Origin of the sequence: Rhizobium sp. P40RR-XXII, assembly GCF_012641405.1 — a bacterium.
Classification (GTDB): Bacteria; Pseudomonadota; Alphaproteobacteria; order Rhizobiales; family Rhizobiaceae; genus Rhizobium.
In genome coordinates this window covers 63,931-88,983 of sequence record NZ_JABAII010000005.1, presented here as the reverse complement: position 1 = coordinate 88,983, position 25,053 = coordinate 63,931, and the positions used below count along the sequence as shown (strand labels likewise).

General features: G+C 60.1%; 25 protein-coding genes. 6 read left to right on the top strand and 19 right to left on the bottom strand.

Features of this window, described 5'->3' with window-relative positions; all coding sequences use genetic code 11:
* Positions 1 to 126: 126 nt before the first annotated feature.
* On the top strand, positions 127 to 315 hold the full coding sequence (locus HGP16_RS11545; protein ID WP_168840148.1) for a hypothetical protein: 189 nt from the start codon (positions 127 to 129) through the stop codon (positions 313 to 315).
* Between the two features lie 58 nt (positions 316 to 373).
* On the opposite strand, the gene HGP16_RS11540 is transcribed toward HGP16_RS11545, so the two are convergent.
* The 3 genes from HGP16_RS11540 to HGP16_RS11530 all read right to left on the bottom strand — a co-directional run bounded on the left by HGP16_RS11540 (position 374) and on the right by HGP16_RS11530 (position 2,696).
* A complete protein-coding gene (locus HGP16_RS11540; RefSeq protein WP_168840147.1) occupies positions 374 to 1,102 on the bottom strand; it encodes an esterase family protein in 729 nt (242 codons plus the stop codon).
* On the bottom strand, positions 1,099 to 2,058 hold the full coding sequence (locus HGP16_RS11535) for an acetylxylan esterase (RefSeq protein WP_168840146.1): 960 nt from the start codon (positions 2,056 to 2,058) through the stop codon (positions 1,099 to 1,101). The genes HGP16_RS11540 and HGP16_RS11535 overlap by 4 nt, the downstream gene beginning before the upstream one ends.
* Positions 2,059 to 2,153: 95 nt before the next feature.
* Complete coding sequence (locus HGP16_RS11530; RefSeq protein ID WP_168840145.1) at positions 2,154 to 2,696, bottom strand: GNAT family N-acetyltransferase; 543 nt, start codon at positions 2,694 to 2,696, stop codon at positions 2,154 to 2,156.
* Positions 2,697 to 3,218: 522 nt separating this feature from the next.
* Between HGP16_RS11530 and HGP16_RS11525 the strand changes: the two genes are divergently transcribed.
* Entirely contained in the window at positions 3,219 to 3,521 is a 303-nt protein-coding gene (locus HGP16_RS11525; protein ID WP_168840144.1) for a hypothetical protein, read from the top strand.
* Between the two features lie 85 nt (positions 3,522 to 3,606).
* Here HGP16_RS11525 and HGP16_RS11520 read toward each other — a convergent pair whose 3' ends face one another.
* The 4 genes from HGP16_RS11520 to HGP16_RS11505 are packed head-to-tail and all read right to left on the bottom strand — an operon-like array spanning position 3,607 to position 8,199.
* Positions 3,607 to 4,569 (bottom strand): spore coat protein U domain-containing protein, encoded by a 963-nt coding sequence (locus HGP16_RS11520; RefSeq protein WP_168840143.1) that lies wholly within the window; start codon positions 4,567 to 4,569, stop codon positions 3,607 to 3,609.
* Position 4,570: 1 nt separating this feature from the next.
* Positions 4,571 to 6,985: a fimbria/pilus outer membrane usher protein gene (locus tag HGP16_RS11515; protein ID WP_168840142.1), complete on the bottom strand. Its 2,415-nt coding sequence runs from the start codon at positions 6,983 to 6,985 to the stop codon at positions 4,571 to 4,573.
* Positions 6,957 to 7,676, bottom strand: a complete 720-nt coding sequence (locus HGP16_RS11510) for a molecular chaperone (RefSeq protein WP_168840141.1) — start codon at positions 7,674 to 7,676, stop codon at positions 6,957 to 6,959. Before HGP16_RS11510 ends, HGP16_RS11515 begins: the two co-directional genes overlap by 29 nt.
* Positions 7,677 to 7,701: 25 nt before the next feature.
* Positions 7,702 to 8,199 carry a spore coat U domain-containing protein gene (locus HGP16_RS11505; protein ID WP_168840140.1) on the bottom strand — a complete coding sequence of 166 codons (498 nt, stop codon included), beginning with the start codon at positions 8,197 to 8,199 and terminating at the stop codon, positions 7,702 to 7,704.
* Positions 8,200 to 8,663: 464 nt separating this feature from the next.
* On the opposite strand from HGP16_RS11505, the gene HGP16_RS11500 reads away from it, so the two are divergent.
* Positions 8,664 to 9,281: a hypothetical protein gene (locus tag HGP16_RS11500; RefSeq protein ID WP_168840139.1), complete on the top strand. Its 618-nt coding sequence runs from the start codon at positions 8,664 to 8,666 to the stop codon at positions 9,279 to 9,281.
* A gap of 27 nt (positions 9,282 to 9,308) precedes the next feature.
* Here the strand turns inward: HGP16_RS11500 and pepT are convergent, their stop codons facing one another.
* The 3 genes from pepT to HGP16_RS11485 all read right to left on the bottom strand — a co-directional run bounded on the left by pepT (position 9,309) and on the right by HGP16_RS11485 (position 12,776).
* Positions 9,309 to 10,541, bottom strand: a complete 1,233-nt coding sequence (gene pepT / locus HGP16_RS11495; RefSeq protein WP_168840138.1) for a peptidase T — start codon at positions 10,539 to 10,541, stop codon at positions 9,309 to 9,311.
* A 217-nt stretch (positions 10,542 to 10,758) separates the two neighbouring features.
* Entirely contained in the window at positions 10,759 to 11,283 is a 525-nt protein-coding gene (locus HGP16_RS11490) for a DUF992 domain-containing protein (RefSeq protein ID WP_168840137.1), read from the bottom strand.
* Positions 11,284 to 11,528: 245 nt separating this feature from the next.
* A complete protein-coding gene (locus HGP16_RS11485) occupies positions 11,529 to 12,776 on the bottom strand; it encodes an adenylate/guanylate cyclase domain-containing protein (protein ID WP_168840136.1) in 1,248 nt (415 codons plus the stop codon).
* Between the two features lie 224 nt (positions 12,777 to 13,000).
* Here HGP16_RS11485 and HGP16_RS11480 point away from each other — a divergent pair, with 224 nt between their 5' ends.
* Positions 13,001 to 13,597, top strand: a complete 597-nt coding sequence (locus HGP16_RS11480) for a nucleoside 2-deoxyribosyltransferase (protein ID WP_168840135.1) — start codon at positions 13,001 to 13,003, stop codon at positions 13,595 to 13,597.
* Between the two features lie 46 nt (positions 13,598 to 13,643).
* Here HGP16_RS11480 and HGP16_RS11475 read toward each other — a convergent pair whose 3' ends face one another.
* The 8 genes from HGP16_RS11475 to HGP16_RS11440 all read right to left on the bottom strand — a co-directional run bounded on the left by HGP16_RS11475 (position 13,644) and on the right by HGP16_RS11440 (position 22,857).
* Positions 13,644 to 14,420: a PhnD/SsuA/transferrin family substrate-binding protein gene (locus HGP16_RS11475; RefSeq protein ID WP_168840420.1), complete on the bottom strand. Its 777-nt coding sequence runs from the start codon at positions 14,418 to 14,420 to the stop codon at positions 13,644 to 13,646.
* 51 nt (positions 14,421 to 14,471) lie between these two features.
* On the bottom strand, positions 14,472 to 15,476 hold the full coding sequence (locus HGP16_RS11470; protein WP_168840134.1) for an ornithine cyclodeaminase family protein: 1,005 nt from the start codon (positions 15,474 to 15,476) through the stop codon (positions 14,472 to 14,474).
* A gap of 112 nt (positions 15,477 to 15,588) precedes the next feature.
* The gene (gene hutH / locus HGP16_RS11465) at positions 15,589 to 17,106 is read right to left on the bottom strand and encodes a histidine ammonia-lyase (protein ID WP_168840133.1); all 1,518 of its coding nucleotides are present in this window, start codon (positions 17,104 to 17,106) and stop codon (positions 15,589 to 15,591) included.
* A gap of 277 nt (positions 17,107 to 17,383) precedes the next feature.
* A complete protein-coding gene (locus HGP16_RS11460; protein WP_015343065.1) occupies positions 17,384 to 18,130 on the bottom strand; it encodes an ATP-binding cassette domain-containing protein in 747 nt (248 codons plus the stop codon).
* Positions 18,123 to 19,187, bottom strand: a complete 1,065-nt coding sequence (locus HGP16_RS11455; protein ID WP_168840132.1) for an ABC transporter permease subunit — start codon at positions 19,185 to 19,187, stop codon at positions 18,123 to 18,125. The genes HGP16_RS11460 and HGP16_RS11455 overlap by 8 nt, the downstream gene beginning before the upstream one ends.
* Before the next feature lie 109 nt (positions 19,188 to 19,296).
* Positions 19,297 to 20,286 (bottom strand): substrate-binding domain-containing protein, encoded by a 990-nt coding sequence (locus HGP16_RS11450; protein WP_168840131.1) that lies wholly within the window; start codon positions 20,284 to 20,286, stop codon positions 19,297 to 19,299.
* Positions 20,287 to 20,513: 227 nt separating this feature from the next.
* Positions 20,514 to 21,923 (bottom strand): ROK family protein, encoded by a 1,410-nt coding sequence (locus HGP16_RS11445; RefSeq protein ID WP_168840130.1) that lies wholly within the window; start codon positions 21,921 to 21,923, stop codon positions 20,514 to 20,516.
* On the bottom strand, positions 21,916 to 22,857 hold the full coding sequence (locus HGP16_RS11440; RefSeq protein ID WP_168840129.1) for a tagatose-bisphosphate aldolase: 942 nt from the start codon (positions 22,855 to 22,857) through the stop codon (positions 21,916 to 21,918). The genes HGP16_RS11445 and HGP16_RS11440 overlap by 8 nt, the downstream gene beginning before the upstream one ends.
* A gap of 227 nt (positions 22,858 to 23,084) precedes the next feature.
* Here HGP16_RS11440 and HGP16_RS11435 point away from each other — a divergent pair, with 227 nt between their 5' ends.
* A complete protein-coding gene (locus HGP16_RS11435; protein WP_205927502.1) occupies positions 23,085 to 24,005 on the top strand; it encodes a sugar-binding transcriptional regulator in 921 nt (306 codons plus the stop codon).
* Positions 24,005 to 24,706, top strand: coding sequence for an HAD-IA family hydrolase (locus HGP16_RS11430; RefSeq protein ID WP_168840128.1), 702 nt, complete (start codon positions 24,005 to 24,007; stop codon positions 24,704 to 24,706). The genes HGP16_RS11435 and HGP16_RS11430 overlap by 1 nt, the downstream gene beginning before the upstream one ends.
* On the opposite strand, the gene HGP16_RS11425 is transcribed toward HGP16_RS11430, so the two are convergent.
* Positions 24,688 to 24,921, bottom strand: a complete 234-nt coding sequence (locus HGP16_RS11425) for a tautomerase family protein (protein ID WP_168840127.1) — start codon at positions 24,919 to 24,921, stop codon at positions 24,688 to 24,690. The two genes, HGP16_RS11430 and HGP16_RS11425, sit on opposite strands and share 19 nt — an antisense overlap.
* Positions 24,922 to 25,053 lie beyond the last annotated feature (132 nt).

Genomic DNA, 25,053 nt, shown 5'->3' with positions numbered 1-25,053 from the left:
ATTCAAGTTCGATACCGCGTCGTCCGAATTGATTAACGGACGTAGTTAATTTTTTAACAATTATGCGGATACTAATGGAACAAACATTGGAATCAAGGGTTTCCGTGCCGAGCCGGAGGACTAAAGATGAATCTGAAGATCGTTACCGCCCAGTCGGAAGTCGAGACCGCCGACACCGGAACCTATCCGGATGGCATGATGGAGCGCATTCTGGTTGAGTTCTCCGCAAGCTCCGAGCAACAGCATCGCAAGTCCCACGAGCGGGACTACGGTGCCCGCAAGGCTTTGCGGCCAATCCCGGCCGGACTTGCCTGATATCCCATTGGGACATGCGACCTCGCCACATGCGGAGTTCGCGGTGTCGGTCGCCTGATCAGATGTAAAGCGGCGCCATTCTGCGCCATGCGCCGGCTCGATGAGCGCGTCCGTTCCATACATGCAGTCGATGATCGATCTGTTTGTCCGCCAGCAGGCGGCTCAGATGGCGGTTGTTGTCGATGAAGGGATCGGCGTCCCCGATCGTCATGACGATCTCGATCTGACGCAGCTTCTCCAATCGCCAATCGCAGGCTAGCCCCGGCAGAAAATGTGTCGGCATGTGAAAGTAGATTTCGTCGTCATAGTAGCCGTCGAACAAATCGGTGAAGGATTCGACGGTCATTGTCAGGTCGTAGCGGCCGGAAAAGACCACCAGCTTGCGGAAAAGGTGAGGGTGACGGAAGACCAGGCTCGCGGCCTGGAAGGCGCCGAGGCTGCAGCCATGGACGATGGTACACTCATGCGCGTTCTTCTGCGCCATCAGCGGCAGGACTTCGTTCAGGATATAGTCCTCGAACGCGTTATGCCTGCGAATGCGCTCGGCCGGGTGGCGATGAGCGCCGTAGAAGGTTTCCCTGGCCAGCCCTTCGATGCAATAGAGCTGAAGGTGCCCGGCATTGAGCTTCTCGGCGAGGCTGGCAACGATGCCGATCTGCTCATATTCCCAGAAACGACCGTCGCGCGTAGGGAACACCAAAACCTTGGCGCCGGCATGACCGAACACCAGCAGCTCCATGTCTCGATCCAGCCGCGGGCTGTACCAGCGCAGATATTCGCGGTTCATAGCACCTTGAAAAATCGCCCGACCTTGTCTCGCAGAATCGCGTTCTGCTCCTCGCTGCCAGCATAATCGAAGTGGCCGGCATCCAGAATGAAGATTTCGTTAAACTTCTGTAGCGCATTTGCGACGGAGAACTGGCAGGGCGGCGCAACGGCGGGATCGAAGAGGGCAGGCGCGACGAGCATCGGAACGGTGATCCGGCTTGCGGCGATCGCTGCATCGAAGAAGCGCAGGGTTTCCAGAACGCTGCCATGTTGCTTCTGATAGGCCTGAACGGATTGCGCGCTGCCCACGGTCGGCAAGGTCAGCCACAGCGGACGATGGCCGAAGGTCGGGACGACGAGATGGCCGCGTCTGATCCTTGCATCGAACGGAATTGCCAGTGCCCCGATGCCGCCGCCAAAGCTGATGCCGCTATAGCCAATATGGCCTGCAAGCCACGGGTAAAGAGTTCCCAAGGTAGAAACGGCAAGCCAGATGTCTTCGACGCAGCCGCCGATGACGTAGGTGTCGCGATGTTCGATGCCATGCAGAACATGCCCCGACGCATCCGAGGGAATCGGCGGCCGGGCGCTTAGAGAAAGCCCGCGACTGCAGGGAAACAAAACAGCGGTCTCTTCGACCGGCAGATCGAACTCGGGCTGGTCCCTGCCTCCATATCCATGTCCGACGACTAGGCCGCGTCGTACCAGACTATTGCGAGGAACGAGCAACCAACCGTTGATCTGAAACGACCCTGTCGACATATAGCTGATATCGAAAACATGCCAGTTGTCGTGACGCAACCTGCTGTGGCGAAGCTTCGGTTGCGGGTCGACGGCAATGGCGGCTTTGTAGCGCTTCTGCCAAAAATCGTCGAAGCCGGGCGGGGCTTCCGGTATCTCGATAGCCTGCAACTGGCTTAGCTGCAGGCCATAGGTCGGATCGAAGTCGAAGGGATGGGCTATCTGTACATTCATAGCAGATGTGTCGCGTGAAAGGATCGGCAACGCAAGGACGAACATTGCATGCTCGACGTGCCTGCCGCCCAGATCGCTCCTATATATCTGCGGGTCTATCGTGTCGGGCGATCGATGCGATAGAGCACATGCGGCCGCATGACATGGCCAGGCGGCACGGTGATGTCGTCGAAATCACCGCCTTCTACATAGATCATCCCGAGCTTTTCCATCGCCCGGCGCGACGGATGGTTGATGAACGAGGTGTAGCCGATCACGCATTCGGCCTGGAGCCGCCAGGCGAACTCCAGGCAGCGGCGGCCGACTTCCGTCGCATAGCCTTGCCGCCAGTAAGCACGTCCGAGAATCCAGCCGATCTCCAGCGGGAAATTGCCTGGAACCTCCGATCCGGGACGTGAAAGACCGGCGCCGCCGATCAGCGCGCCATCGGCTTTCCGTTCGACGGCCAGGAAGCCGAAGCCTTCCCGAGCCAGTTGCTTGGCTGCTTCATCGATCAGCTCGTCCGTTTCCTCGGCCGCGAGCAGGCTCGGGTAGTAATATTGCCGAACCTCCGCATCCGCATTGATGGCGGCAAATGGAGCACGATCGCTGTTCCGCCAGGGCCGGAGAGTGAGCCGGGAGGTTTCGAGGGTAAGCATCCTGCTCCTTGCTGCGAGTTGATTGGCCCGGGTGATGCGCATGCGCGATGACCGCAAATCGGTAGCCTCTCCATCCGTGAATTGGACGGGAAAGTCCATCATCTCCGGGCAATGTTTGTTCTTGGCAGCTTCGCCACACGCAACGAAAAGATGACGCAGATAGGCTAGGTTTCCTGCGAACTTCGGTCGCCTCCCTTCCGTCCTTGGCGTATAGTGCGCCAATGTTCAGGATCCTAACGATACTTGCGGGAATTTCGGTTGCAGGCTCCGGATTGGCGGGGCAAAATCAGATCACCTACAAAATCCAGGATTGCTCGAATGCGGTGGACGAAGTCCTGTCGAAGACGAAGGGACGCCTGCTGTCCGTCAAGCCGCGCGACAATCGCTGTAATTGTGACCGTGATCGTTCCGCACGATGATCAACGACCCGAAAAGGTCGTGGTTCGCATCGATTACGTCGATGTCGACGATAGCCAAGACAATGGCGAATAGCAGCAAGCGGTAAAAGGGACCGCGAGAAACATGGGCGAAGTCATCCAGTTCCGGCCCACGAGCAAACATGGCAAGCATCTTGATGCACAAGCCCGCCTGGAAAGGGAGCTGTTGCTTCCCTTCGCGAGCGTGGAACCAGCCGCGAAAAAGTGCTCTGGCATAAATCCCGAAGCATCACCCGGTGCAGCGTCGAAGATGAGTTTTCCGCTGAACGGTATCGTCATCGTCCTGGGTTCGATCCTGGTCTATGCGCTGGTGATATCGCATGTGGTCGGCCAGCCGCACTACTCCGCCCGCGCCAATTTTATGCCCGCGGCTTTCGTTCAGAACTAGATCTGCCGTAGCGGCTGCTTGGCAAGGCGAAGCGGAGACATGTAGCGAAAACGCCGGTTGATTGGCTCGCCGCCGGCAATTCGCGTCAATAGGTGAGCGTGACCACCACCGTATCCGTATAGACTCCCGGAGATGGCGTCGTCTGTGGCGGTACGCGGCCGTAAACCGTCAGGGGCTGAGCGGCACCCGTTCCGCTTCCAGCGACGGTGCTTCCCGGCGTATTGGCATCGCCCCAGGGCTGCAGCCTACCCGTATCCTTGTAGAGGCCGTAAGTCACAGTCTCGGCCCCTTTCGCCATCTTGCGCGCCGTCGGTGCGGCATTCGCCGTGCCGCCATTCAGGGAGATCGTATAGTTCGTGCCCGGCGTGCAGGTCGCAGTCACAGAACCTGTGGCGTCGACGTTGGTTCGCAGCACGCCCTGCGTGCCGAAGTCGATATTCTGGACGCTGACCAGGCAGTTGCCGGCGACGCTCGCATTGACGCTGAACGATGCCGTTCCCACCGTTCCCGAGGGCGATGCGCAGTTGGTGGCGCTGCTGTAGCTGTAATAGAACGAGGTGTCGGGGGAGGTGAAGCTCGATGTATAAGCGCCCGGCGCCGCCGTCGGCGGGCTTCCCAGCGCCGAGCCATAGACCGTCATGCTGCCGGTTGCGCCGACCAATGACCCATTCAACAGGGCCATTGTCAGCGCGTAGGCCGGTGCCCGTGACGGATAGGACCAGTTGCTCGATCCCCAGATCACGCTCCGGCCGGAATCGGAGTAGAGCTGATAGTTCAAAGAACTTGCTCCGTTCACCATCTGGCGGGCTGCCGACGAGGATGCTCCACCACTGCCGGCGCCGATATTGGGGCAAATCAGCAGTCGCTTGCCCAGGTCCAGGACTCCCCCGGAACAACTTACATTTATTGTGGATGTTGAATTGACCGGAGTGCCCGACAAGGTATCGACCGCGCCAAAGTTCATATCGGTTGCGGTGAAGCTGCAGCTCTGTGCGGCGCATAGCGAAGGTAGCAGCAAGACGAGCAGAAGGGCAATCGATCGCAGCATCCTAAAAACACCTGACATCATCGATCGTCACCTGCGCGCCTCGTTGCTGCTTGTAGGCGAATTCGGCATGGCACCTCGTTCCATCTTCCAGCGAGACGTCGATCGAATTGCGCGCATGCAGTCCGCGCATATAGGCCTGGCCGTCATAGCCGACGACAAACGCCTCATCCGATCCCTGTAATGTGCCGCTCAACCCCGCCCGCAGGGGCACGCCGTTCTTGTCGTTGATGGTCACAAGTGCCGCCTGCGGCGCTTCCGCCACGCCGAATTTGACGACGACACCGCTGCGATCCGCCGGGACGACAGTTTCCCGGGTTGCCGGCACATCGGCATCGACGGGAAGATTCTTGGGATCGATGGAAACGGTATTGGGTTCATAGGAATTGAGGTTCGGCACCAGAATGCGGCCGCTCTGGCCGGTCTTGCCGATAGGCCTGTTTTGCTGCTGGACTTCGACGTCCGGGGCGCCGACGTCGACGATGGCGAAGGCATCGTCGATCCGGTTGGTGGCAAAGACGCCGCCGCCGGCGACCGCGATGGCACCGTCCATGCGCGCGACCGCCCGTGCCTGATTGTTCTGCTGCTGAACGCCGGCTTCGAACTCAGCGAATGACGCTCTATAGCCGATCGCAGCCTCCCGGTTGGCATCCTCGCCCTCGGACGTACGCAGCCGCCAGCCGACGCTGCCATCCTCCTGCCGCAGCGGCCTGGAAACGTCGGCAACCACGTCAAGCCCGTTCGGCCCGCTCTGGATGCCCGTATTCGCTGTGACGCTGTCGCCCAAGGGAATGGAAAGGCCGGCGAAGACGCCGAAATTGCTTCGTTCATCGAGATCGGTAAAGGCGGTGGCGTAGAGCGTCGCGCGCTTGAACGTCTGGCTGTACGAAAGCCCGGCGATCCGGCTTTTGCTTCCGTCCGAATTTTCAAGCCTGGTGTAGGAAAGATTGAGGCTGGAAAGATCCAGCGGCGCCGGTACGCTGAGGGTGACCTGATCGATGGCGCGCGGTACGCCGGCGCTGAATATGGTGAATTCGCCCGCCGTGCCCGCCGTCGGTCTGGCGGAAACGGATGCTATGTCGTCGTAATCGTCGAAGGCGCGCTGCATGCGCGCATAGAGCGCCCACCTGTCGTAGCTCAGCTCAAACGAGGCATTCACAAGCGTCCCGGTGCGGGAGCCGCTTTTACTCCCCGCACCGGCAACCGATGCCACACCCCAGGCGCCGAGAGGGAAGGCGGCCCCGACACCGCCATTCAATAGATCCGTTCCACCTTCGAAATGCCCTTCCAGCGTCAGCCAATCGGTCAATCCATAGCGAGCCGTGGCGACGCCCATGATCCGGCCGTCGTAATCGTCGGACTCGGTGCCGAAGTTTCGTCGCGGGACACCGAGTTCGGTCGAAAAATCCAGAAGACCACGGCGCAGAAGCCAATTGGACGCATAGAAGGGCAAGGTCTGCGTCGTCTCCCGCCCCAGGCTGTCGCGCAACACCACGGTCGCTTGCCCGCCGCCGGAAAAGACGGGAAGATTGGTCACCTCGAACGGACCTGCAGGGACATCACCCGAATAGGTGCGCACGTTTTGCGTGTAGATATCGAGTGTCGAAGGGACGGCGGCGCTGCCGGCAAACGCAGGCAAGGGTTCGGTCACCAGGTCGGAACGCAGCGCGAAATTGCGCTGGAATTGGATGCCGCCGAAATAGACCGGCCGGGTCCAGGAAAGGCCGCCCGTCGTTATGTCGCCGGCGCGATAGGTAAGAAGCCTTTTCGGGTCAGAGTAGCTCCACGTCGTGTTGAGGCGGGTTATGCCATCGAGGCTGCCGTCGGAGTAGCCGGCCAGGAAGGATTGGCTGAGCGATCCGTAGGGACTGAAGAGACGGGCATCGAACGAACCGGATATGCCTTGGAACAGGCTTGAACCGCCTTCAAAGAGGCTGTTGGAGCTCGCATAGAGGGAATAGTTGAGGACGGCGCCGTAGCCTGCCTGGGGTGCTGGGATCGTGCTTTCCTGTTGCCGTTTGACGTCGATGACATGCGGGGCACGGCCCTTGTCGGTCGTCTGGACATAGAGCCGCTGGGTCTCTTCGTCGACCTGATATGACAGGCCGGGCAGAGCGCCGAGTTCGACCGGCGTGTCGTCGGCAACATCAGCCGGAGGCTTTATGCCGACCTCGCGCAATTCCTCAGCAGCGGCCGCAATCGAGCCATTCGGGCGTTGTTTGAAATTACCGATCATCTTCATCGACGTATTGTTGATGAATACTTCCAGGTAGATGTCGCGGCTGCCGGCCGGCTCGTTTGCGGACGCGGCCACCGCCGGCAGATTGGGCACTTCTTGAGCACGCAGCACCGAAACTGAAAGACAGATGTATAAGAGAGCGGCACCGGCGCTACCGTTGATTAACGGCGACTTTTGCATCGAACGGCCCAAGATCGCTCTGGCCATGCAGCGTTACCGTGCTCCCGGAAAGGGACTTCGCAGCCCCGATCGGCCATTGCATCGTCGCACCGCCGAGCACGTATCCGACCAGCCCATTGCGGCCGCTGATCTTCGTCCCTCCTTGCGCCAGGGTGAGGTTCGACAACCGGAAGCGGCTGCCGCCATTGTTCCTGCCGACCAGAAAGAGGCCGCTGCCTTGACGGGCGACGCTCCAGGAGACATCGGGCGCCTTCGCATCGGCTTGCTTGAAAAAGACGGGAATGGATTGACGCATGATGAGCGTGACCGTGCCGGCCCGTGTCCGCGACGCGTCCGGCAATTCGTCGACGATGACGCGATAGGTCTCTTCCGCTCTGACTGGCGCCTTGCTCGTTCGGATCACTCGGACGACATACTGACCGTTCGGGTTCATCCTTGTCGAAGGAGGGCTGGCGACAACATCCCTCGTCGGTTCCAGGCGCTCTATCCCGTCCGCCTGGCTCCATTTGAAAACGCGTATCTGCACATTGATGGGATGGTCCCCGTCATTGCCGAGGTTCAAAACAGTCGCGCTGGCCGGCGCGACGAGTTCGAGACTGGTGGGTGCTACGCGCAGGGACGCCGCGTTGATGCCGTGAGCACTGAGGCAAAAAAGCGTAGACGCGGCAATGCATGGCAACATGCGTTGCATGGCATCCTCCTCAATTGACGGGTTTTCAGTAGGTAACGGTAACCGCCACTGTATCCGTGTAGACGCCCGCAGCCGGCGTGGTCTGCGGCGGCACCCGGCCGTAGACGTCTATGTTCTGGACCGCGCCATTGCCCGTGCCTGTGACTGTGTCGGTGCCTATGGTTATGCCCCAGGTCTGCGTACGGGCAACGTCGCGATAAATGCCGTAGTTGATCGTTGCGTTGCTCGGCCCGGTCATCACACGTACGGCCGTCGTCGCTCCGCTGCCGGCGCCGGCACTCAAGCCGATATTGTAGGTTTGCCCCGACGTGCACTGAACGCCGATGGTGGTGGCCTGGTCGATATTGGCAGCGATGACGCCGTTAGTACCGAAATCAAGATCGTTGGCGCTCTGGATCAGGCATTGTGCCTGGATGGTAATGCGGACCGTCATATTGGCCGTCGCGGTGGCGGCCATCGTGGACGGCGCCGCTGCGATCATCGTGATAGCAGCAAGGACAGCGCCGTGCAGCATCCTCTGCATTCGTATTCCCCCTCAGCACACCCCATACGCATCAGAATATGATAAAGTAATCACATATATGCCTTGCTGGCAATGAGGCAGAAAAAGGCGGACGAGAGCGTTACAGTATTGAAAGAATACCTCCTGAGTATAGTTTTGTTTTATTCAACGATTACCTGAATATGAGTTGTAGTTTTGAAAAATATGGTTAACGCAAGGTGAATTCAATGATCGCCGAAACCGGATAGTGGCAGCGGGAATACATGCTTCATATTCCGCGAATCATGCTCTTGGGAAAGCCCGGTGATTCGTCTGGATCAAAGTTCGAGAAGAGGAAGCCCGTGACTTGCCGGTCTTTCCTCCTGGATCAGCGCCTCCATCAACATTTTTTTGCAAAAGGTCCGCAATTAGCCATGTTTCGGTAAAAGCCGCGCCACAGTTCCAGTCAGAATGGGCAGGCGAGATCTTGTCCTAAGGAGCGATCGATGGATGCGCAGCCTATGAGATGGTGGAATGGCCAAAGCGAGACGACCCGGCGGCTGGGTTCCGGTCTTGCGGTTTGCGGCACGGTGGTTGGTGCTCTTTACATGATTGTTCAGACGGCTCCGACTGAGCGTGCCATGCGTATCATCGATGATAGCGGTCGAATTACGATCAGCAGCCGCGGGCTGCTGGACCATGTCGCCACCAATGGGTTGCAGGTCGTGGTGGATGCGAGCCCGGCCCAACAGGTGATGTCGGTGCCGATTCCACAGCCGTCGCCTCTCACCGCTGCGAAAAGTAGCGCTCCGGCTAAGAAGACTGCCTCGCGCACCGATGCCATTAAGACGAGCGTCGCGGCATCTGGTGACGTCGAACGTTTCGATCGCTGCCTGCCGCAATGCGAAACACGCGATCCGCTGATCTCGGGATATCCGCAATATGCCGAGGCGGAGCCATCCTTGGCTGGGGACGATGATCCGTCTCCCGTTGTGGAGGAGCGGGTTGGCTTTCACCCACTGGCCGGTGCTCGCCATATATTGACCAGGGCGGTGGATGCGCCCGGTGCGATGCTGCGACGAGGCCGAGAGGCGCTCGACGACGTCGCACGCATAGATTGGTAGAGCAGGAAATACCCTTCTCGGAAACGCTTAGGCACGTTCCGCCCAGATCTTCGCCAATTCAACGAGGGTCTTTACGGCTCTTTCCATATCCTGGCGGCTGACCCATTCCAGCGGCGAATGGAAAGCATGTCCGCCAGCAAAGATATTGGCGCAGGGCAGGCCCATGAACGAGAGCCTGGAACCGTCCGTACCGCCGCGAATGCTGCCGCGCACCGGCGTCATACCGGCCCGCCGGATGGCTTCGACGGCATTTTCGACGATCTGCGGGTGGCGGTCGAGGATTGGCTTCATGTTGCGGTATTGCTGCCTGACGGTAAATGTATGCGAGGAACCTGGATACGTCGCCATGACATCCTTGACGATCTGCTCCAGCATATTCTCCTTGACCGCGAGAGCCGCCTCGTCGAAATCGCGGATGATGAAGCCGAGCGCGGCCTTCTCCATCGAACCGCTGACACCGGTGGGATGAATGAAGCCCTCCCGGTCCGCGGTCGTTTCGGGGGCGATGTTTTTCGGCAGCCTGTCGATGATCGCGCCGGCGATCTTGATGGCATTTTCCATCTTCCCCTTGGCGAAGCCCGGGTGAATGGCGACACCCTGGATAACGATCTCGACGCTGTCGGCCGAAAAAGTCTCATCTTCTATATGGCCTGCCGTTTCGCCATCGACCGTATAGGCGAATTGTGCCCCAAGCTTCTTCAGGTCGACCTTGTCGACGCCGCGTCCGATCTCCTCGTCGGTCGTGAACAGAAGCTTGATGGTGCCGTGACGGATATCCGGATTGTCGACGAGATATTGGGCGGCCGTCACGATCTCGGCGAGGCCTGCCTTGTCATCGGCGCCGAGCAGCGTCGTCCCGTCCGAAGTGATGATGTCATTGCCGATCTGATCGCTAAGGGCAGGGTGCTCGTCGACAAGGATGACTCGCTGCGGATCGCCAGAGAAACGGATATCGCCGCCGTCGTAGTTCTTGAGGATTTGCGCCTTGACGTTCGTGCCGGTGAAATCGGGCGCCGTATCCATGTGGGAGCAGAAGCAGATCACAGGAACCGGCTTGTCGACATTCGATGGAATGGTCGCATAGACATAGCCGTGCTCGTCGAGATGTGCGTCGGCAAGGCCAATCAACCGCAACTCATCGGCGAGCACGCGGCCAAGATTTTTCTGCTTTTCGGTGGAAGGCTGCGCGCTTGAGGTCGGATCCGATTGCGTATCGATGACAACGTAACGAAGAAAGCGATCGGTGACGGTATCTGTCATGAACCTGGCTCCAATGAATTGCTGAGTTTGGCATAGAGCGTTTCCGCTTTTCTTCGACTCGCGAAAAGGCTGTATCCTCGTGTTTTCCGCAATTCCAGGAAAACCGCTGCACGCCTTTCCTGGAATTGCCCCTAGCTAAAGCGCCGCACGAAAAACAACGGCCGCTCCAACGCCAGGCGGGAGCGGCCATGTCATGCAACAAGCTGTGACCGAAAGCTCACTCGGCCGAGGTCAGCGTAACCGACGTGCCGGTCGCGGCCACGTTCAGGCCGAGCTGACCCGTCACGCTTACGGTCTGAAGATGAATCGAGCCGGAAGTGCCGCCAACGAGAATGTTCGTTCCGACGCCGGCACCGACCGTCGCTTCAACGGTGGCACCCTGATAGAGGCCGCTCAGAGAACCATGATGATAGCCGGCTGTCGGCGCGAAGACCAACCAGACGAGCCGACTGCGGGTCGTGAAGCCGAGATCGACACCCATTTTGCGGATCGCACCGGTGTAATGGTCGATGCGCTCGCGTCCAACCGTCGAATGGAAGGTGCAATCCACCTCCTTTGCCGAGCCGAGCACATAGCCGACACCGCCACCGATTTCGCACTCGAGGTAGCCGATTTTCACGCCGTTGCGCTGATCCGGCTCTTCTTCGCGATAGTTCGTCGGCATGTCAGCCGCCCGTGCCACCGCCGTGCCTGCAACGATCAAAGATGCTGCTGAAAACGCCAGGGTCAAAATTTTTCTCATCTGTTTTCTCCTTGTCAGAGTATTATAGGGTGGCAGGCACCCTCGTGGTCGAGCCGATAGAATCAACCCTTACTAAACGTACGTACGCCCAGAACGATCCCCAAAATAAGGCGGCTATCGTCATGATCCACTTCACAATATAGGGAACTCGATCCGCAGCGGCACCCCCGGTCATTTCACGTTTTGCAACCGACTGAGTCGCGCCGTATTAAATCGCCGCTCCGCCGGGCAGTTTAATACGGCGATCAGCTGGCTTCCGGCAACCTTTCCTTTGCAGCGAAGGCGTAGACATCGACCGGCTCGCCAAGACCCTTCAGAGGGAAGGAGCCAAGGCTTTCCATGTCGCGCCGGCATGCGGCCATATCGACGAATGCCTTCGACAACAGCACTGGCCGCTTGACCTCCTTGGTCAGCGATTCCAGCCGCGAGGCAATGTTAACGGCCGGGCCGATGACGGTGAAATCAAGACGGGTGCGCGAGCCGATATTGCCATACATCACATCGCCGACATGCACTCCGACGCCGTAGCGCAGCACTTCGCGGCCATGCTTGCGGTTTTCCTCGTTGAGTACTCCCACGGCCGCCTGCGCCTCGCCGATGGCGAGAAGAAGATTGTGACATGCATTGGGATCGCTCAACGGAAAGATGGCGAGCAACCCATCACCCATGAACTTGAGAATCTCGCCGCCATGCTTTTCGATCGGCTCGACCATGGCATCGAAATAGCCATTGAGCAGTTCAATGACATCGTCTCGTGGCCACATGTCGGAGATGTTCGTGAAGTCGCGAAGATCGCAGATAAGAATGGCCGCGCCCACCGTAGCGCCGCTTCCGCGTGTCGTCGCGCCTGCCAGGATCTGCTCGCTGGCATGCGGACCGACATAGGTGCGCAACAGCGTGCGCGCCATGATGTTCTTCAACCTGATCTCGGTCACCATGGTCAGGGCTGGAAGCAAATCCCTGAGCACAGTGATGTGCGCCTCGGTGAAGCCGCCCGGCATATCCGTGGCGAAGGTGACGATATGGCGCTTACCAAGGGTGTGATAAATCGGCCAAGCGATATAGTCGGTCAATCCCTCCGCGTGTAGTTCCCTATAGAGCGGATAGGCAAACTGGCTCCCGTCGGAAACCTCGAGATTTTGGCGGACCTCGGTTGCGCCGTTGAAGATCTCGTTGATGGGGCTTGCCAGAAACTGCGGCGTGTTCTCGACACCATAGCTGAACGTCGCAATATCGCCTTCTTTCATGCCTGTGCGCCAGAGGATCCGTGCGCCGGCCCATTGCGGATGCAGCGTCCTGAAATGCATGGTCGATCGCGCGACTGGAATCCCAGCGACCAACAGCTTCTCGCATAGTTCGACGAGGATGTTGTCGATGAAACGCTGGTCGCGCACATCGTTCATCAGCCAATCGAGAATCTTGCTTTGCTTTGTTGGCCAGACGCCTCGGTCGTCATGTGATGAATCGGCAATTGCCTCAATGGAAGATTGCATTTCCTTATACCCCACAAATTCCGTCACCTGCCGCAGGCCGTCGGCGTCATTCGATCCTGAGCGACTATACGCGCCTCGCCAGCGGCCGGGAACGGCAATCGCCTCTATTTCGCGTTTTCGTAAATTATGTTTCCGGCTATGGCAGAAGAGGCTTGAATCGGCCATAGGGCTTCATATGGTTCCGCAATTCCCGCGGTGCAATATCGTATCGAGAGGCAAAGCTATTGAGAGCATATCTAGCAGGGCCCGAAGTCTTTCTTCCCAACGCAAGGGAAATCCTCGATCGCAAGATCGCTTTGGCTCGCAGCTACGGATTTACACCCGTTTCGCCCGGTGATCTGGTGGTGCCGGAGACGGAGACCCGCCGGCAGCGTGGTCTTGCCATCAGCGCGATCAACGAGACACTGATGTCGAGTGCCGATCTCATCATCGCCAACCTGACGCCGTATCGCGGTATTGCGGCGGATGTCGGCACGGCGTTCGAGCTCGGCTTCATGTGCGCACGCGGCTGCCCGGCATTCGCATTTTCCAATTGCACCGAAAACCACTTCGAGCGTGTGAGCGGGCTCTACGGTGGCGACGTTCGTCTCGGTCCGGACGGACGGCACCGTGGTCCCGACGGAATGGCGCTGGAAAATTTCGACATGGCCGACAATCTGATGCTCGACGGCGGCATCGCGGCCCGCGACGGCATCATCATAACGCGCCAGGTCGCGACGGATCAGCTCTTTCTGGATCTGACCGCGTTCGAGGAATGCCTTCGTGTTGCCGCCGGCAAACTGCTGAAGCAAGCCGTCGGCACGGGATGTGCCGCCTATTGAACGCTTCCTTTCGCTGAGCGAAAGTGACGAAGGCTCGCCCGAAACTTCACCAGGTCCCGAGAGCTTCATCGACGGCACGCGCTCGCGCCGGCAGCCGCTCATACGCGGCAATATCCGGTTCCGCGAACGCAGCCAGGCCGAGTGACCCAAGGATATCGCGCCCCTGTGGGTCTTGGTGTGCGCCAAGGAGAACGGCGCGAAGCGAGGCGACGATTTCGGGGGATTGCTGTCGGGAGGCGACCAGCAGAGGGAAGGGCGCCGGCTTGGTCGTGGCGACGACCCGCAATGATGCAATCGTTTCCGGCTCGTGCATCTCCAGCAGCTGGTAGGCATAGGCATCGATCGCACCGACATCGACGGCGCCTGAGCGGATCGCCTCGACCACGCCGCGCGGATTAAGGAGCGGGCCAAAGGTCGCGCTTGGCGGCCGTCCATCGGCAAGGGCTGCAAAGAATTCGCGTGGCGCATTGTAGCCGGATTGCGAGTCGCGCACGGTCCAACCCCAGCGCGCCGTCGCAAGATCGGCCTCCGCAAGCGGCCTGTCACGCGCGGCGACGATATGGCTGGCATAGACCGGCTGCCCAGTTGCCCAGTCCGCCAGCGAAACGGGCGCCGCCAGCGGCAGCGGACGCTCGGCTTTCGCAAGTCTGGAGAACGGAAAGCCGCACATGAAGACGGCGCCCATGTCCAGCCGCGTCCATAGCTCGGAAAGCGGCGCCGGGGCGGCATGGGCTATAATCTCCAGTTCGACATGAGACCGATCCGCAAGCCAACGAAAAAGACAATCCCAAAGCCCAGATATTTTCGGGCTCAGATTGTACATTCGCGAACAGGCAATGGCCGGGACAGGGGCGGGAGACATTGTCATGGCTCGTCACGCGAACCGGAGGCGCTGGCCGATATTCATGCGCCTTGCTTTTTCGACCATCGCCGCGCCGAGCGCGACATCGGTCGTGCTGAGCCCGCGATGCCAGAAAAGGATGGTCTCGTCATTGCTTTCGCGGCCGGGTTTAGCGCCGCAAACGATCTGGCCGATCTCGGCATGCAGTGTTTCGGCGGTCACCTTGCCCTCGTCGACATGACGGCGCAGCGCGCCGAAGGGGCGGCCGGGACCGCATTGCCCCCAGTCATCGACCACGACCTTGTCCATGATATCGGTCAGGTCGAATTCGAGCGCGCTCATCGTGCCGTAGGGAACGACGAAGGCGCCTTTCTTGACCCATGCCGTCTTGAAGAGCGGCGTCGGCTCCGGCAGGCGGCTCGCCTCGATCATGATGTCGGCGCCGTTCAGGCATTCCTCCCAATTGTCCGTCACGATGATCGACTTACCGAGATCCTTCTCCAGCCGCGCGGCGAAGGCGTCGCGGCTTTCTGGACGGCGCGAATGCACGCGGATCTCATCGAAATCGAAGAGATGATCGAGCAGCCGCACGTTCCAATAGGAGGTGCCGCGCGCGCCGATATGGCCGAGAATTTTGCTGTCCTTGCGGGCGAGATGGCGCGCGCCGATGGCGGTGACGGCGCCGGTGCGCATGTCGGTGATGGCTGTCGCATCGATGATGGCCTTCGGCACGCCGGTGCGGGGATCGAACAGATTGAGGACCGCCATTTCCGAGGGCAGGCCCTGCTTGTAGTTGTCGACGAAATCACCGACGACCTTGACGCCGGCGTAGTCGAGCGGCTTCACATAGCCGCGCAGCACGTTGAAATGGCCCTTGTCGGAACTCTCCGGCACGAGGTGAACGCGAGGCTCGATGACGGTCTCCCCACGCCCCTGCGCATCGAGCGCCTTGGTCACGGCGTCAAGAATTTCGTCGTTGGAAAGCGCCAGCGCCTTGGCGTCGATGGCATTCAGATAGTCGATCCAGATTTCCTGCATTGCCGTTCTCCAGGCCTTTCACGGCCGCTCCGGTCTATCGAATAATGAGGGCCGCATGGGCGGCCTGCGGAAACGCGAGGTGACGGAGCAGGCCACTCTGCCGCCATATCGATCAAGAATTCGTCTCCTTGGCATCGGCATTCATGATGAATTCCGATAGTCTCTGAAAATCAGGCCCCTGCGCACGATCTTCCTCCAGCGGCGCGACCATTTCGCGCACTTTTCGATAGGCGTGCTGCATCCCGCCACCAAGCTCGCCCGCTACACCGCGCAGTTCGACGGCCTGGGCGGATGCGACAAGCTCGATAGCCACGAGATAGCGAAACCGCTCAATCATCGCTTCGATCTTAGACAGAACGCTCGGTGCCATGGATGCCTGATCCTCGAGGCCGTCCGCAACGGGAATGGGCGTGAGCGAGACCGGGATCGCCAGATGCCGTATCTCGGCTTCGAGTGCCGAGACCGTTTTCTGCACGGTGGAAAAACCGGTTCTGCTCTGTCCGAGCGGCGTCAGGAAGCGCGGCAGCTCCGATATGCCTGGTGACATAATCTTCATGGTTCGATAGGCGGTCGCCGCTGCACAATGAGCGATTGCCTGGCTGAGCCGCTCCCATGCCAGAGCGAAGGCCGTCATGTCGAAATTCCCATGCGACAGGATAAGCCCTTCGTCGGCCAGCACGACAGGATTGTCGCTCGAGCTTGCAAGTTCGATTTCGGTCGCGGCGCGGGCCTCGCCGATCGCATGGAGAAGGGCGCCCCATACCTGTGGAGCGCAGCGATAGCTCAAGGGGTCTTGCAGACGCCGCGCCGCGCCATCCATGAGAAGAGAGCTTCCGGAAAGCACCTCGCGAAATCTCGCCGCCACCTCGCGCTGGCCGAAGGCCGGCCGGGCCGCCAGCGCGCGATCGTCGAAGGCTGAGACATTCGCCCGGAAGGCCTCGAAATTCAGCGCGACAGCCGCATGCGACCAATCAAACAGCCGCTCGATATCCTCGATGCAAAGGCAGGCCTTGCCGACCGAAAGACTGTTGGCGACGACGAGCACATGACCATCCTTTGGCGCGATCGGCAGCGGTTTCAGGCCGGCTTTCGAGAGAGCGTCCGATGCGGGCATCATCGTACCATCCACTTCGGCTTCGCCATCTCCTAACAGAGCCCGTGCCATATGCGCCAAAGGCGCGAGATCGGCGGCACCGATCGAGCCGAGCGATGGCACCACTGGATGAAAGTCGGCATTCAAAGCAGCGACGAGACCAGCGAAAACCGGGAGCGACACGCCGGAGCCGCCTGCCGCCATCCCTGCAATGCGCGCGGCCATCATTGCTCTCACGGCTTCGCGCGGCAACGCTGGCCCGACCCCGACTGCACGCGCCTGCGGCACGCGCAATTGGAAGGCGATCAGGTCGTCGGTGGCGAGGCGAGTGTCGACGCTCGCGCCCAATCCTGTCGTCAAGCCGTAAACGGGCCGGTCCGCCGCCAGATAGCGTTCAACGACAGCGCGGGCGGCGGCGATCTTGTCTTTGACGTCAGGCGAAATCGCGATCCTGGCGTTGCGCCGCGCGATTGCAGCAATATCGTTGGCCGTCGGGGGCGCTCCGTTGAAGGATACGATATTATCCGTCCTGCTCATTCCTGCTTGCCTCCAAGACGTGCGCTCGGTATCCCGCGATCTTCGCCGGAACGCTCTTCCAGGCGATATTGGTCGTCGGAATAGCAGATATTACGCATAGCACGGCACGTGGCCGGCGACAGTCATATCGATTGAAGAACACGCTATCTCATTGCGAGGCATATTCGGCCGGAAAAAGCTCAGGCAGCGCCAAGGGGCCTGATGCAAACAAAAAAGTGATAGCGATCAGACGTTATCGCTATCACTTTGATTTGAACGGAATTGGTTCGATGACGGCTTAACCGCCGATCATGAGCCTGACGACTTCCTCGTGATTGGTGTCGGCGATGTTGCGTTCGCCGGCCACGATCCCGCGCCGCAGGACGACGATACGGTCGGAGACCGCGAAAATGTCCTGCAGGTTGTGCGAGATGAAGATGACGCCGCGCCCTTGCGCCTTCAGCGACTTGATCAGGGCCACGACCTTGCGCTGTTCCGGCACGCCGAGCGCCGCCGTCGGCTCGTCCATGACCAGAATGCGGGCATTCCAATAAACCGCGCGTCCGATCGCGACCGCCTGACGCTGGCCGCCGGAGAAGTTGCTGACCGGTGCGTCAAGCCGCTTCACATGGAAATCGAGCTCCGCCATCGTCTTGCGCGCCGCTTCCGCCATGGCCTTCCGGTCGAGAACTGGCAGAAAGCCGAAGAGCTTCTTCATCGGTTCGCGCCCAAGGAAGATGTTAGAACCGATCGTCAGATTGTCGGCCAGCGCCAGATCCTGGTAGATCGTCTCGATACCTTTCTCGCGCGCATCCTGCGGCGACGAGAAGGTGACGGGCTTGCCCTCGATCAGGATTTCGCCCGCGGTTGGCGGATAGACACCGGAGATCGCCTTGATCATCGTCGTCTTGCCGGCACCGTTATCGCCAGCAAGCGCCACGACCTCACCGGGCCGCACGACCATGGAGCAATTGTCGAGGGCACGCACCGCGCCGAAATAGCGCGAGAGATTGCGGACCTCGAGGAGGGGAGTTGCACTATTCATCCTGTTTCGCTCCGCTGAACCGGCGCTGAGCCTGGTCGATAAGCACCGAAATAATGATGACGATGCCGACGGCGATGAACTGCCAGAACGGCTCCACGTTCATGAAGACGAGGCCGTACTGGATGACGGCGATGACGAGCGCGCCGGCAATGGTGCCGACGATCGTGCCGGAACCGCCGAACAGGCTCGCGCCGCCGATGACGACGGCAGCCACACTATCGAGCAGCAGAGGCTCGCCTGCCTGGGCCGCGCCCGCGGTGAAACGGGCCGCATAGAGCGCGCCGCCCAAGCCTGCGCAGACGGCCGAAAGAATATAGAGCCGCAGCAGGTGGGATTTGATGTCGATGCCGGCGCGGCGCGCGGCCTGCGCATTGGCGCCGATGGCGTAGTTATGCTGGCCGAAACGTGTCTGGCTCAGCAGGTAATGCATGATCACCACGAAGACGAGCGTGACGATGACGAGATAGGGCACGCCGTAGAACCGCCCGTTGCCGAGTTCGGCGAAATAAGAATTCTTGACCGGCACGGTGGTGCCGCCGGCAATCAGGAAGGCCGTGCCACGCGCGACGCCGAACATGCCAAGCGTGCCGATGAATGGCGGAACCTTGAGACGGGAGATCAGCAGACCGTTGATCAAGCCGGGGACTGCGGCGGCCAGCATGGCGACGAGAATGCCGAATACCATCGCTATCGGCAGGGGCATGTAGAGCCCGGCGATAGTGGCGATATGCGCGGCGACGACGGCGGCAAGGCCCATGATGAAGCCGGTCGACAGATCGATGCCGCCGGAAATGATAACAAAGGTCTGCCCGATCGCTAGCAGCAGCGGCGCCACCGCGAAGACCGCGACGGACTGCCAGTTGAAGCTCGAGCCGATGAAGGTGCCGCCGAAATCGATCCGCGCCCAGATCTCGAAAGCAACGATCAGCGCGGCAAGAAAGAGCCACGCGCGCAATTGCGCGATGCGATTTAGGATGGTTTTTGCTTGGTCGCCGTGGTCCGCCTGAGGCGCCACGTGGTGATCCGCCTTGCGGATCTCTGCATTGTCGATTGTCATGGACTGGTCCAAACTGAAGCGTTAAAGGCGCGAAGCTTAGGGCGCCGTTCGCTCTATCATCGTTGGATGATGTGCCTCGCCCTTCGGCGAGGCACAGACTATCTCCGGACTAATCGGAGTAGATGAACTTCGCGACATTCTTGTCGGTAACGTTCGATTTGTCGATGACCGTAAAGCCGGTGCCGATCGCCGTCGGGATCGAATTGCCGGTCAGGTGCGCATAGGCTGCCATCACGCCGAAATAGCCGATTTCAGCCGGGTGCTGTGCGATTGCCAGATCGACGAGGCCGGAGTTGATGTTGTCCACGATCGACGTCGGCGCATCGAAGGCCACGACGCGGATTTTGCCCGTTTGGCCAGCCTGCTGCACGCCGTTGGCGGCACCGAGGGCGGAGAACAGATTGGCGCCGAAGACACCGTCAAGATCGGAGTTGCGGGCAAAGACCGCCTGCAGCTGCGATGCCGCCTTGTTGGCGTCGTCATCGTTGTACTGGGTCTCCAGAACGGTGATGTTCGGATACTTCTTCATTTCCTCCTTGAAGCCCTGCTCGCGCTGGTCGGTGGTTGAAATACCGGGCTTGACGTTGGAAACGTAGACCTTGCCTTTTTCGCCGACGGCTTTTGCCAGCGCGCGTGCGGCAATCGCGCCGCCGAGCAGGTTGTCAGAAGCGATGTAGGCCAGCGGAAAATCGGCATCGCCTTTGCCCGTCTGATACACACCCGTACCGATGAAAGTATCAACGGTGATGATCGGGATGCCGGCATCCTCGGCCTTCTTCAGCGGCTGGACCAACTGATCCTTGTCAGTTGGAGCGATGAGGATAGCGTCGGGCTTTTTGGCGATCACCGCATCGAGAACCGGCACCTGCGTCACCGGGTTGAAATCGGGGCCGCCTTGAAACACCAGCGTCGCACCGACGGCTTTGGCCGCGGCCTCGGCGCCCTTGCGCATAGTGATGTAGAAAGCATCGGTCGTCAGACCCGGAATAAGGGCAATCGTAAACTTCTTGTCTGCTGCTCTGGTGGTGCCGGCGACGGCCGCAACACCTGTCGCGAGCGATGCCACGGCCGAAGCCTTAAGAAATGAGCGGCGCTCCATAATTTTCCTCCTCTTGAAACCGAACCTCCCCTGTCCGGCACAGCGATAATCAGTGGGTTACCACGGCGCGTCAAGCAATTTTTTTCTGCAAGGAATTTCTTTTATCCAATTGATATACTTAAACAATTCGATGGTAGTCGCAATATCATTATCCGCCGGGAGACATAGCGTCGCACGACGTTCGGCATCATCACGCATTTGTCCCGTCCATCCCGGACGGCGACTTATTATTCGCGGTCGAACACGCGCCAGACCCAGGCCAGGATCGCGTTCATGTCCGGCTCCTTGGTCTGGTCCACCGTCATCACGGCACCGCAGCCCATCGGCTCGGCCCGATCGGCAAGTGCGATCAGTTCCGGTACATATTCGGCACCCGGATGGCCTGGCAATCGATCCTCCAGCCGGCTGGCGTAACGCTCGCCCGCAACCGGTCCGGGCACCTTGCACCATAGCTCGGCGACATGCCCGATCTTCGCGGCGCTGATATAGCTTTCGAGTTGGGCTTTCGGCTGGAAACCGAACCAGGCATCGACGATGAAGGTCGAGCCGGCCGGAGCCTGCCTGATGACAGACCAGATCGCCTGGTAGCTCGCCTTTCCCAGGGTCCGGTTGAAGTCGCGGTCGACTCGTCCGATATGCTGGAGAAAGGGGTTTTTGATACCATCGAGAGACAGGATCGGCCAGCCGGTTCGCTGGGACAAAGCCTTGGCAAGACGGCTTTTCCCAGAGGCCGGCACGCCGTTGACCAGGACGACCCGTTTTCTCTGCGCGACTTCATCGGCGAAAATCGACAGGCCCGCGCCGATCACGCCGGCATCGTCGGCAAGTTTCGCCGGCAATATTGTGGGGCAGAACCAAGGTGCTACCGCCGGCAGGTCTGCAAGCGCGCGCGCCGCGTCGCAGCCGAGCCCGCCGCCAAGCAGGATGACTTCGGGATCCATCGTTGCCGCGATATTGTCGAGTGCGGCCCGCAAGGGGACTGCCCATTGGCGCAAGACGCGCGCCGCTGTCTCGTCTCCATCGGCTGCCATGCTGAAAATTTCCCCGATCGTCACAACGGACAATCCCGCTTCGGCGATATGACGCCGCAGCGCGGTTCCGGAACTAAAGGTTTCGACGCAACCGCGCCGGCCACAAGGGCAGGGCGGACCGTCCTGAGACACGCAGATGTGGCCGAGCTGTCCGGCTGCCCTGTGTCCGTGACAAATGCGCCCGGCCTGGGCGACAGCGCCGCCGATGCCCGTCCCAATCGTCAACATCGCGACATTCCGATAGCCCTTGGCGCCACCGATCCGCATTTCGGCAATCAGCGCCATGCTGCAATCATTCTCGACGACGACCGGCTTTCCAAGGGCTGCCTCGATCCGCCGCACGAAGTCGAGGCCGGCGAGGTTGAGGATGCCGCCGGACAGGATCTCGCGACTGTCGACGTCGACCCGCCCGGGTATGCCGACGCCGATCCCTAAGACTTCGGCTCTGTCGAGTTCGCGTGCCATTGCGACGACGCGCTCCAGCACCTGCAGGGGATCGGTCGGGGTTCGTTCCGACAGTTTGGCAAGAATCTCGCCGCGAGCGGAGACGAGGGCGGCACGAATATTCGTGCCGCCAATATCGACGCCGATGGCGATGTCAGCCATTGGCGCGCTGCCTTTGATCAGCGCCGTGCGAGCCTGCGCCCTTGAAGTACGTTGCGATGACGGCCTGAATTTCGCGAAGCCTTGGCACCGCGACCGTCTCCAGCCGATCTTTCGTCACCGAACGGTCGAGCGAGATGCAATCCTTCCACAGCGAACGGCCGGCGATGACGCCTGAGGCGCCGTTGCGCATGGCATCCTCCACCTGCGTCAGGAAGGTTGCATGGTCGACACCGGCCGACAGTACTGCCCACGGCACGTCGCGCGCAAGGCGCGTGACTTCGGTACAGGCATCCGACGATCCCGGATAGGGGATCTTCAGGACTTTTGCGCCCCGCTCAAGGCAGATCTTGCTGCCACCGACGATCAGGCCCGGCAGCTTGGCCTTATACTCGGCCTCGTCCTCATCTTCGAATTTGTAAGTCAGGAATTCGACGACGAGAAGAAGATCTTCGCGAGCAAAGTCTTCGATGCACTGCTTCAGGATCTGCATATTATGGACATTCGCCGCATCGCGATCCGAGCGCAGATAGACCATGATCTTTCCGCCGGTCGCACCTAACTGCCGCACGCGGCGCGCGGAAACGCCGGGAACCAGCTTCGACAGACGATAGCCCTCCGGCGAGGTATCCCAGCCGGACGCATCGAGGCCGATCAGCAGCGCTGTATCGCGCTGAAGGACGCGGTCATCGACCAGCGCCGGCACGGCGCAGATCGGATCGACGAGAACGCAGGACGCCTTGCTTGCAAGGAACCGCGCGATATCGGCCTTCGTGTCCCCCAGCACCTTGTCGGAGATGGCAGCCTGTTCGGCCGGGTCCTTGGCCAGAAGGCTGCGCATGCCGCCGCGCTGATCGCAGGCAATCACCATCATGGCGCCGTCGCTACCGCAAATCTGCTGGTAGCCGCGCATCTCCGCTGTCGTCAATTTTGTCATATGATCCTTCCTCCAGCCGTTGCGAAACGGCACCCATCCGCACATGCCTTCTCCACTCCCCGAAGAGGCATTGCTCTTGAAATTGAGGGCTCTCATGCGCGGTATAAACGTTGCGAAACCGGCCTTTTTAAGCGATAACTCCTCAAGTGCCGTATGTGTAACACATTGCAGAAAGGAATTTCAACCTGAATTCGTCTCAATCGCAGGAGGCTGCGGCAAATCGCGCTTTGCTGCATACGGTCGCCAAATTGCATTACCAGTCCGACATGTCACAGGTGGACATCGCCAGGAAGTTGGGTCTATCGACGGCGACGGTTTCGCGATTGCTGCAGCGAGCCCGGGCGATCGGAATCGTCCGGATCGAGGTGATCGATCTTTCACCCGCGGAGGATCTGAGTGCCGCGCTGATCGACGGCCTGAAATTGCGCACCGCCGCCGTGATCGATACGTCGTCGTCAAACGTCCTGAGCGCGCTCGCCGCACCGGTCGGCTCACTTCTGCAACAGGCCGGCCTGCGCTCGGGTTCGACCTTGGGCATCGGTTGGGGAAGGGCAGTTCGCGAGGTGACATTGGCCGGCCTGCCGCAATTGCCCGGCATTGTCACGGTCGCGCTGAACGGCGGCATGCAGCAGGCAGCTCCACACTTCCAGATCAATGAATTCGTGCGCCAGGCGGCAGCCCAAATGGGAGGCGTGCCGCACTTCCTGCATGCGCCGTATATTTCCTCGGCCGAACTCCGGGACGCGTTTCTGGGTGACCCTACCGTGCAACAGGTGACATCCCTTTGGGACAGGCTGGATGCAGCGATCGTCGGTGTCGGATTGACGCATGCCGCAAACCCTTCGGAAACGGCGTTGCCGGGCGAAAAGGCGCTGAGCCATGCCGCCGGCGACGTCCTTCGCCACTATGTCACCGAAGCCGGCGAAGTCCTGCATTGGGATGGAGAGGAGGGCATGATTGCGGCCTCGCCCGAGCAATTGCGCAAGGTGCCGCTCTGTATCGCGGTCGCAGCGACCCCCGGTAAGGCAAGCGGCATCATCGGAGCGGCCCGATCGGGAATGATCAATGCTTTGGTCACCGACGCCAACACCGCTCAAGCCATTCTCGATCGCCTGTCATCCAATCAAAAAGCCGAGGATCGATCCTGATGCGCTTTGACGACCGCTCATTCGGCGCCTTCCTGTTCGACATGGACGGAACCGTCCTAAATTCGATTGCGATCGGCGAACGGGTCTGGACCGCATGGGCGGAGAGACGCGGCGTTGACGCCGTCAGTTTGCTGGCGACCGTTCACGGCCGCAAGGCGATCGAGACGATTACCCGGCTTGGCCTGTCGGGGATCGATCCCGCCGAAGAGGCCAGAATCCTCACGCAGGCCGAAATCGATGACGTTGCCGGCGTCGAACCGATTGTGGGCGCCATCGACTTCCTGAAAAGCCTGCCGCGAGACCGGTGGGCGATCGTGACTTCCGCTCCGCGAGAGTTAGCGAGGGTTCGCCTCGAAGCAGCCGGGCTCCCCTGGCCGCCGGTTCTGATCGCCGGCGAGGATGTGCAGAGCGGCAAGCCGGCACCGGATTGCTTCATTCTTGCTGCGAAAATATTGGAACAACCTATTGAAAACTGTCTTGTTTTTGAGGATGCGCCTGCAGGAATAGAGGCAGCGGAAGCGTCAGGCGCTTCCGTGCTCGTCATCAGCGCGACCCATCGGGCACCGTTGCTAACGCGGCATCCGAGCGTTGAGGATTATGACAGGCTTGCTCTGGACATCGGCTCGGGCGGCGCTCTGCGTCTCTCTGGAAAGCCTCTCTCAAATATGCCGGCCCGTCCACCTTATGGAAATGGGTCATAACCGGGCTTCTTATAGATTGTGTCGGGCTTGGCTTGAATATCCGGGACATAGACACTTTTGGTCCAATCGGCCATGGCGACGTCTTCTATCGCGACGGACACCGAGTCTTCATCGACGCCGAACGCCGAGACGACAACTCTGGTCGGGCGTTCAGCCACGGTTCGCTTCTGTGTCTCGGTTCGTCCCGACACCATTTTCAAGATCAGATGGGGCATCAATATTCTCCTCATAGACGATGTTGCCGCTCCAACAATGCGACGACCATGTCACAGCCAGCCCGTCAGAGCAGAAGGAGATATAGTGAGCTTAGCCTGCGCGATTAGGGCGTGAAGACGGCAAGCACTTAT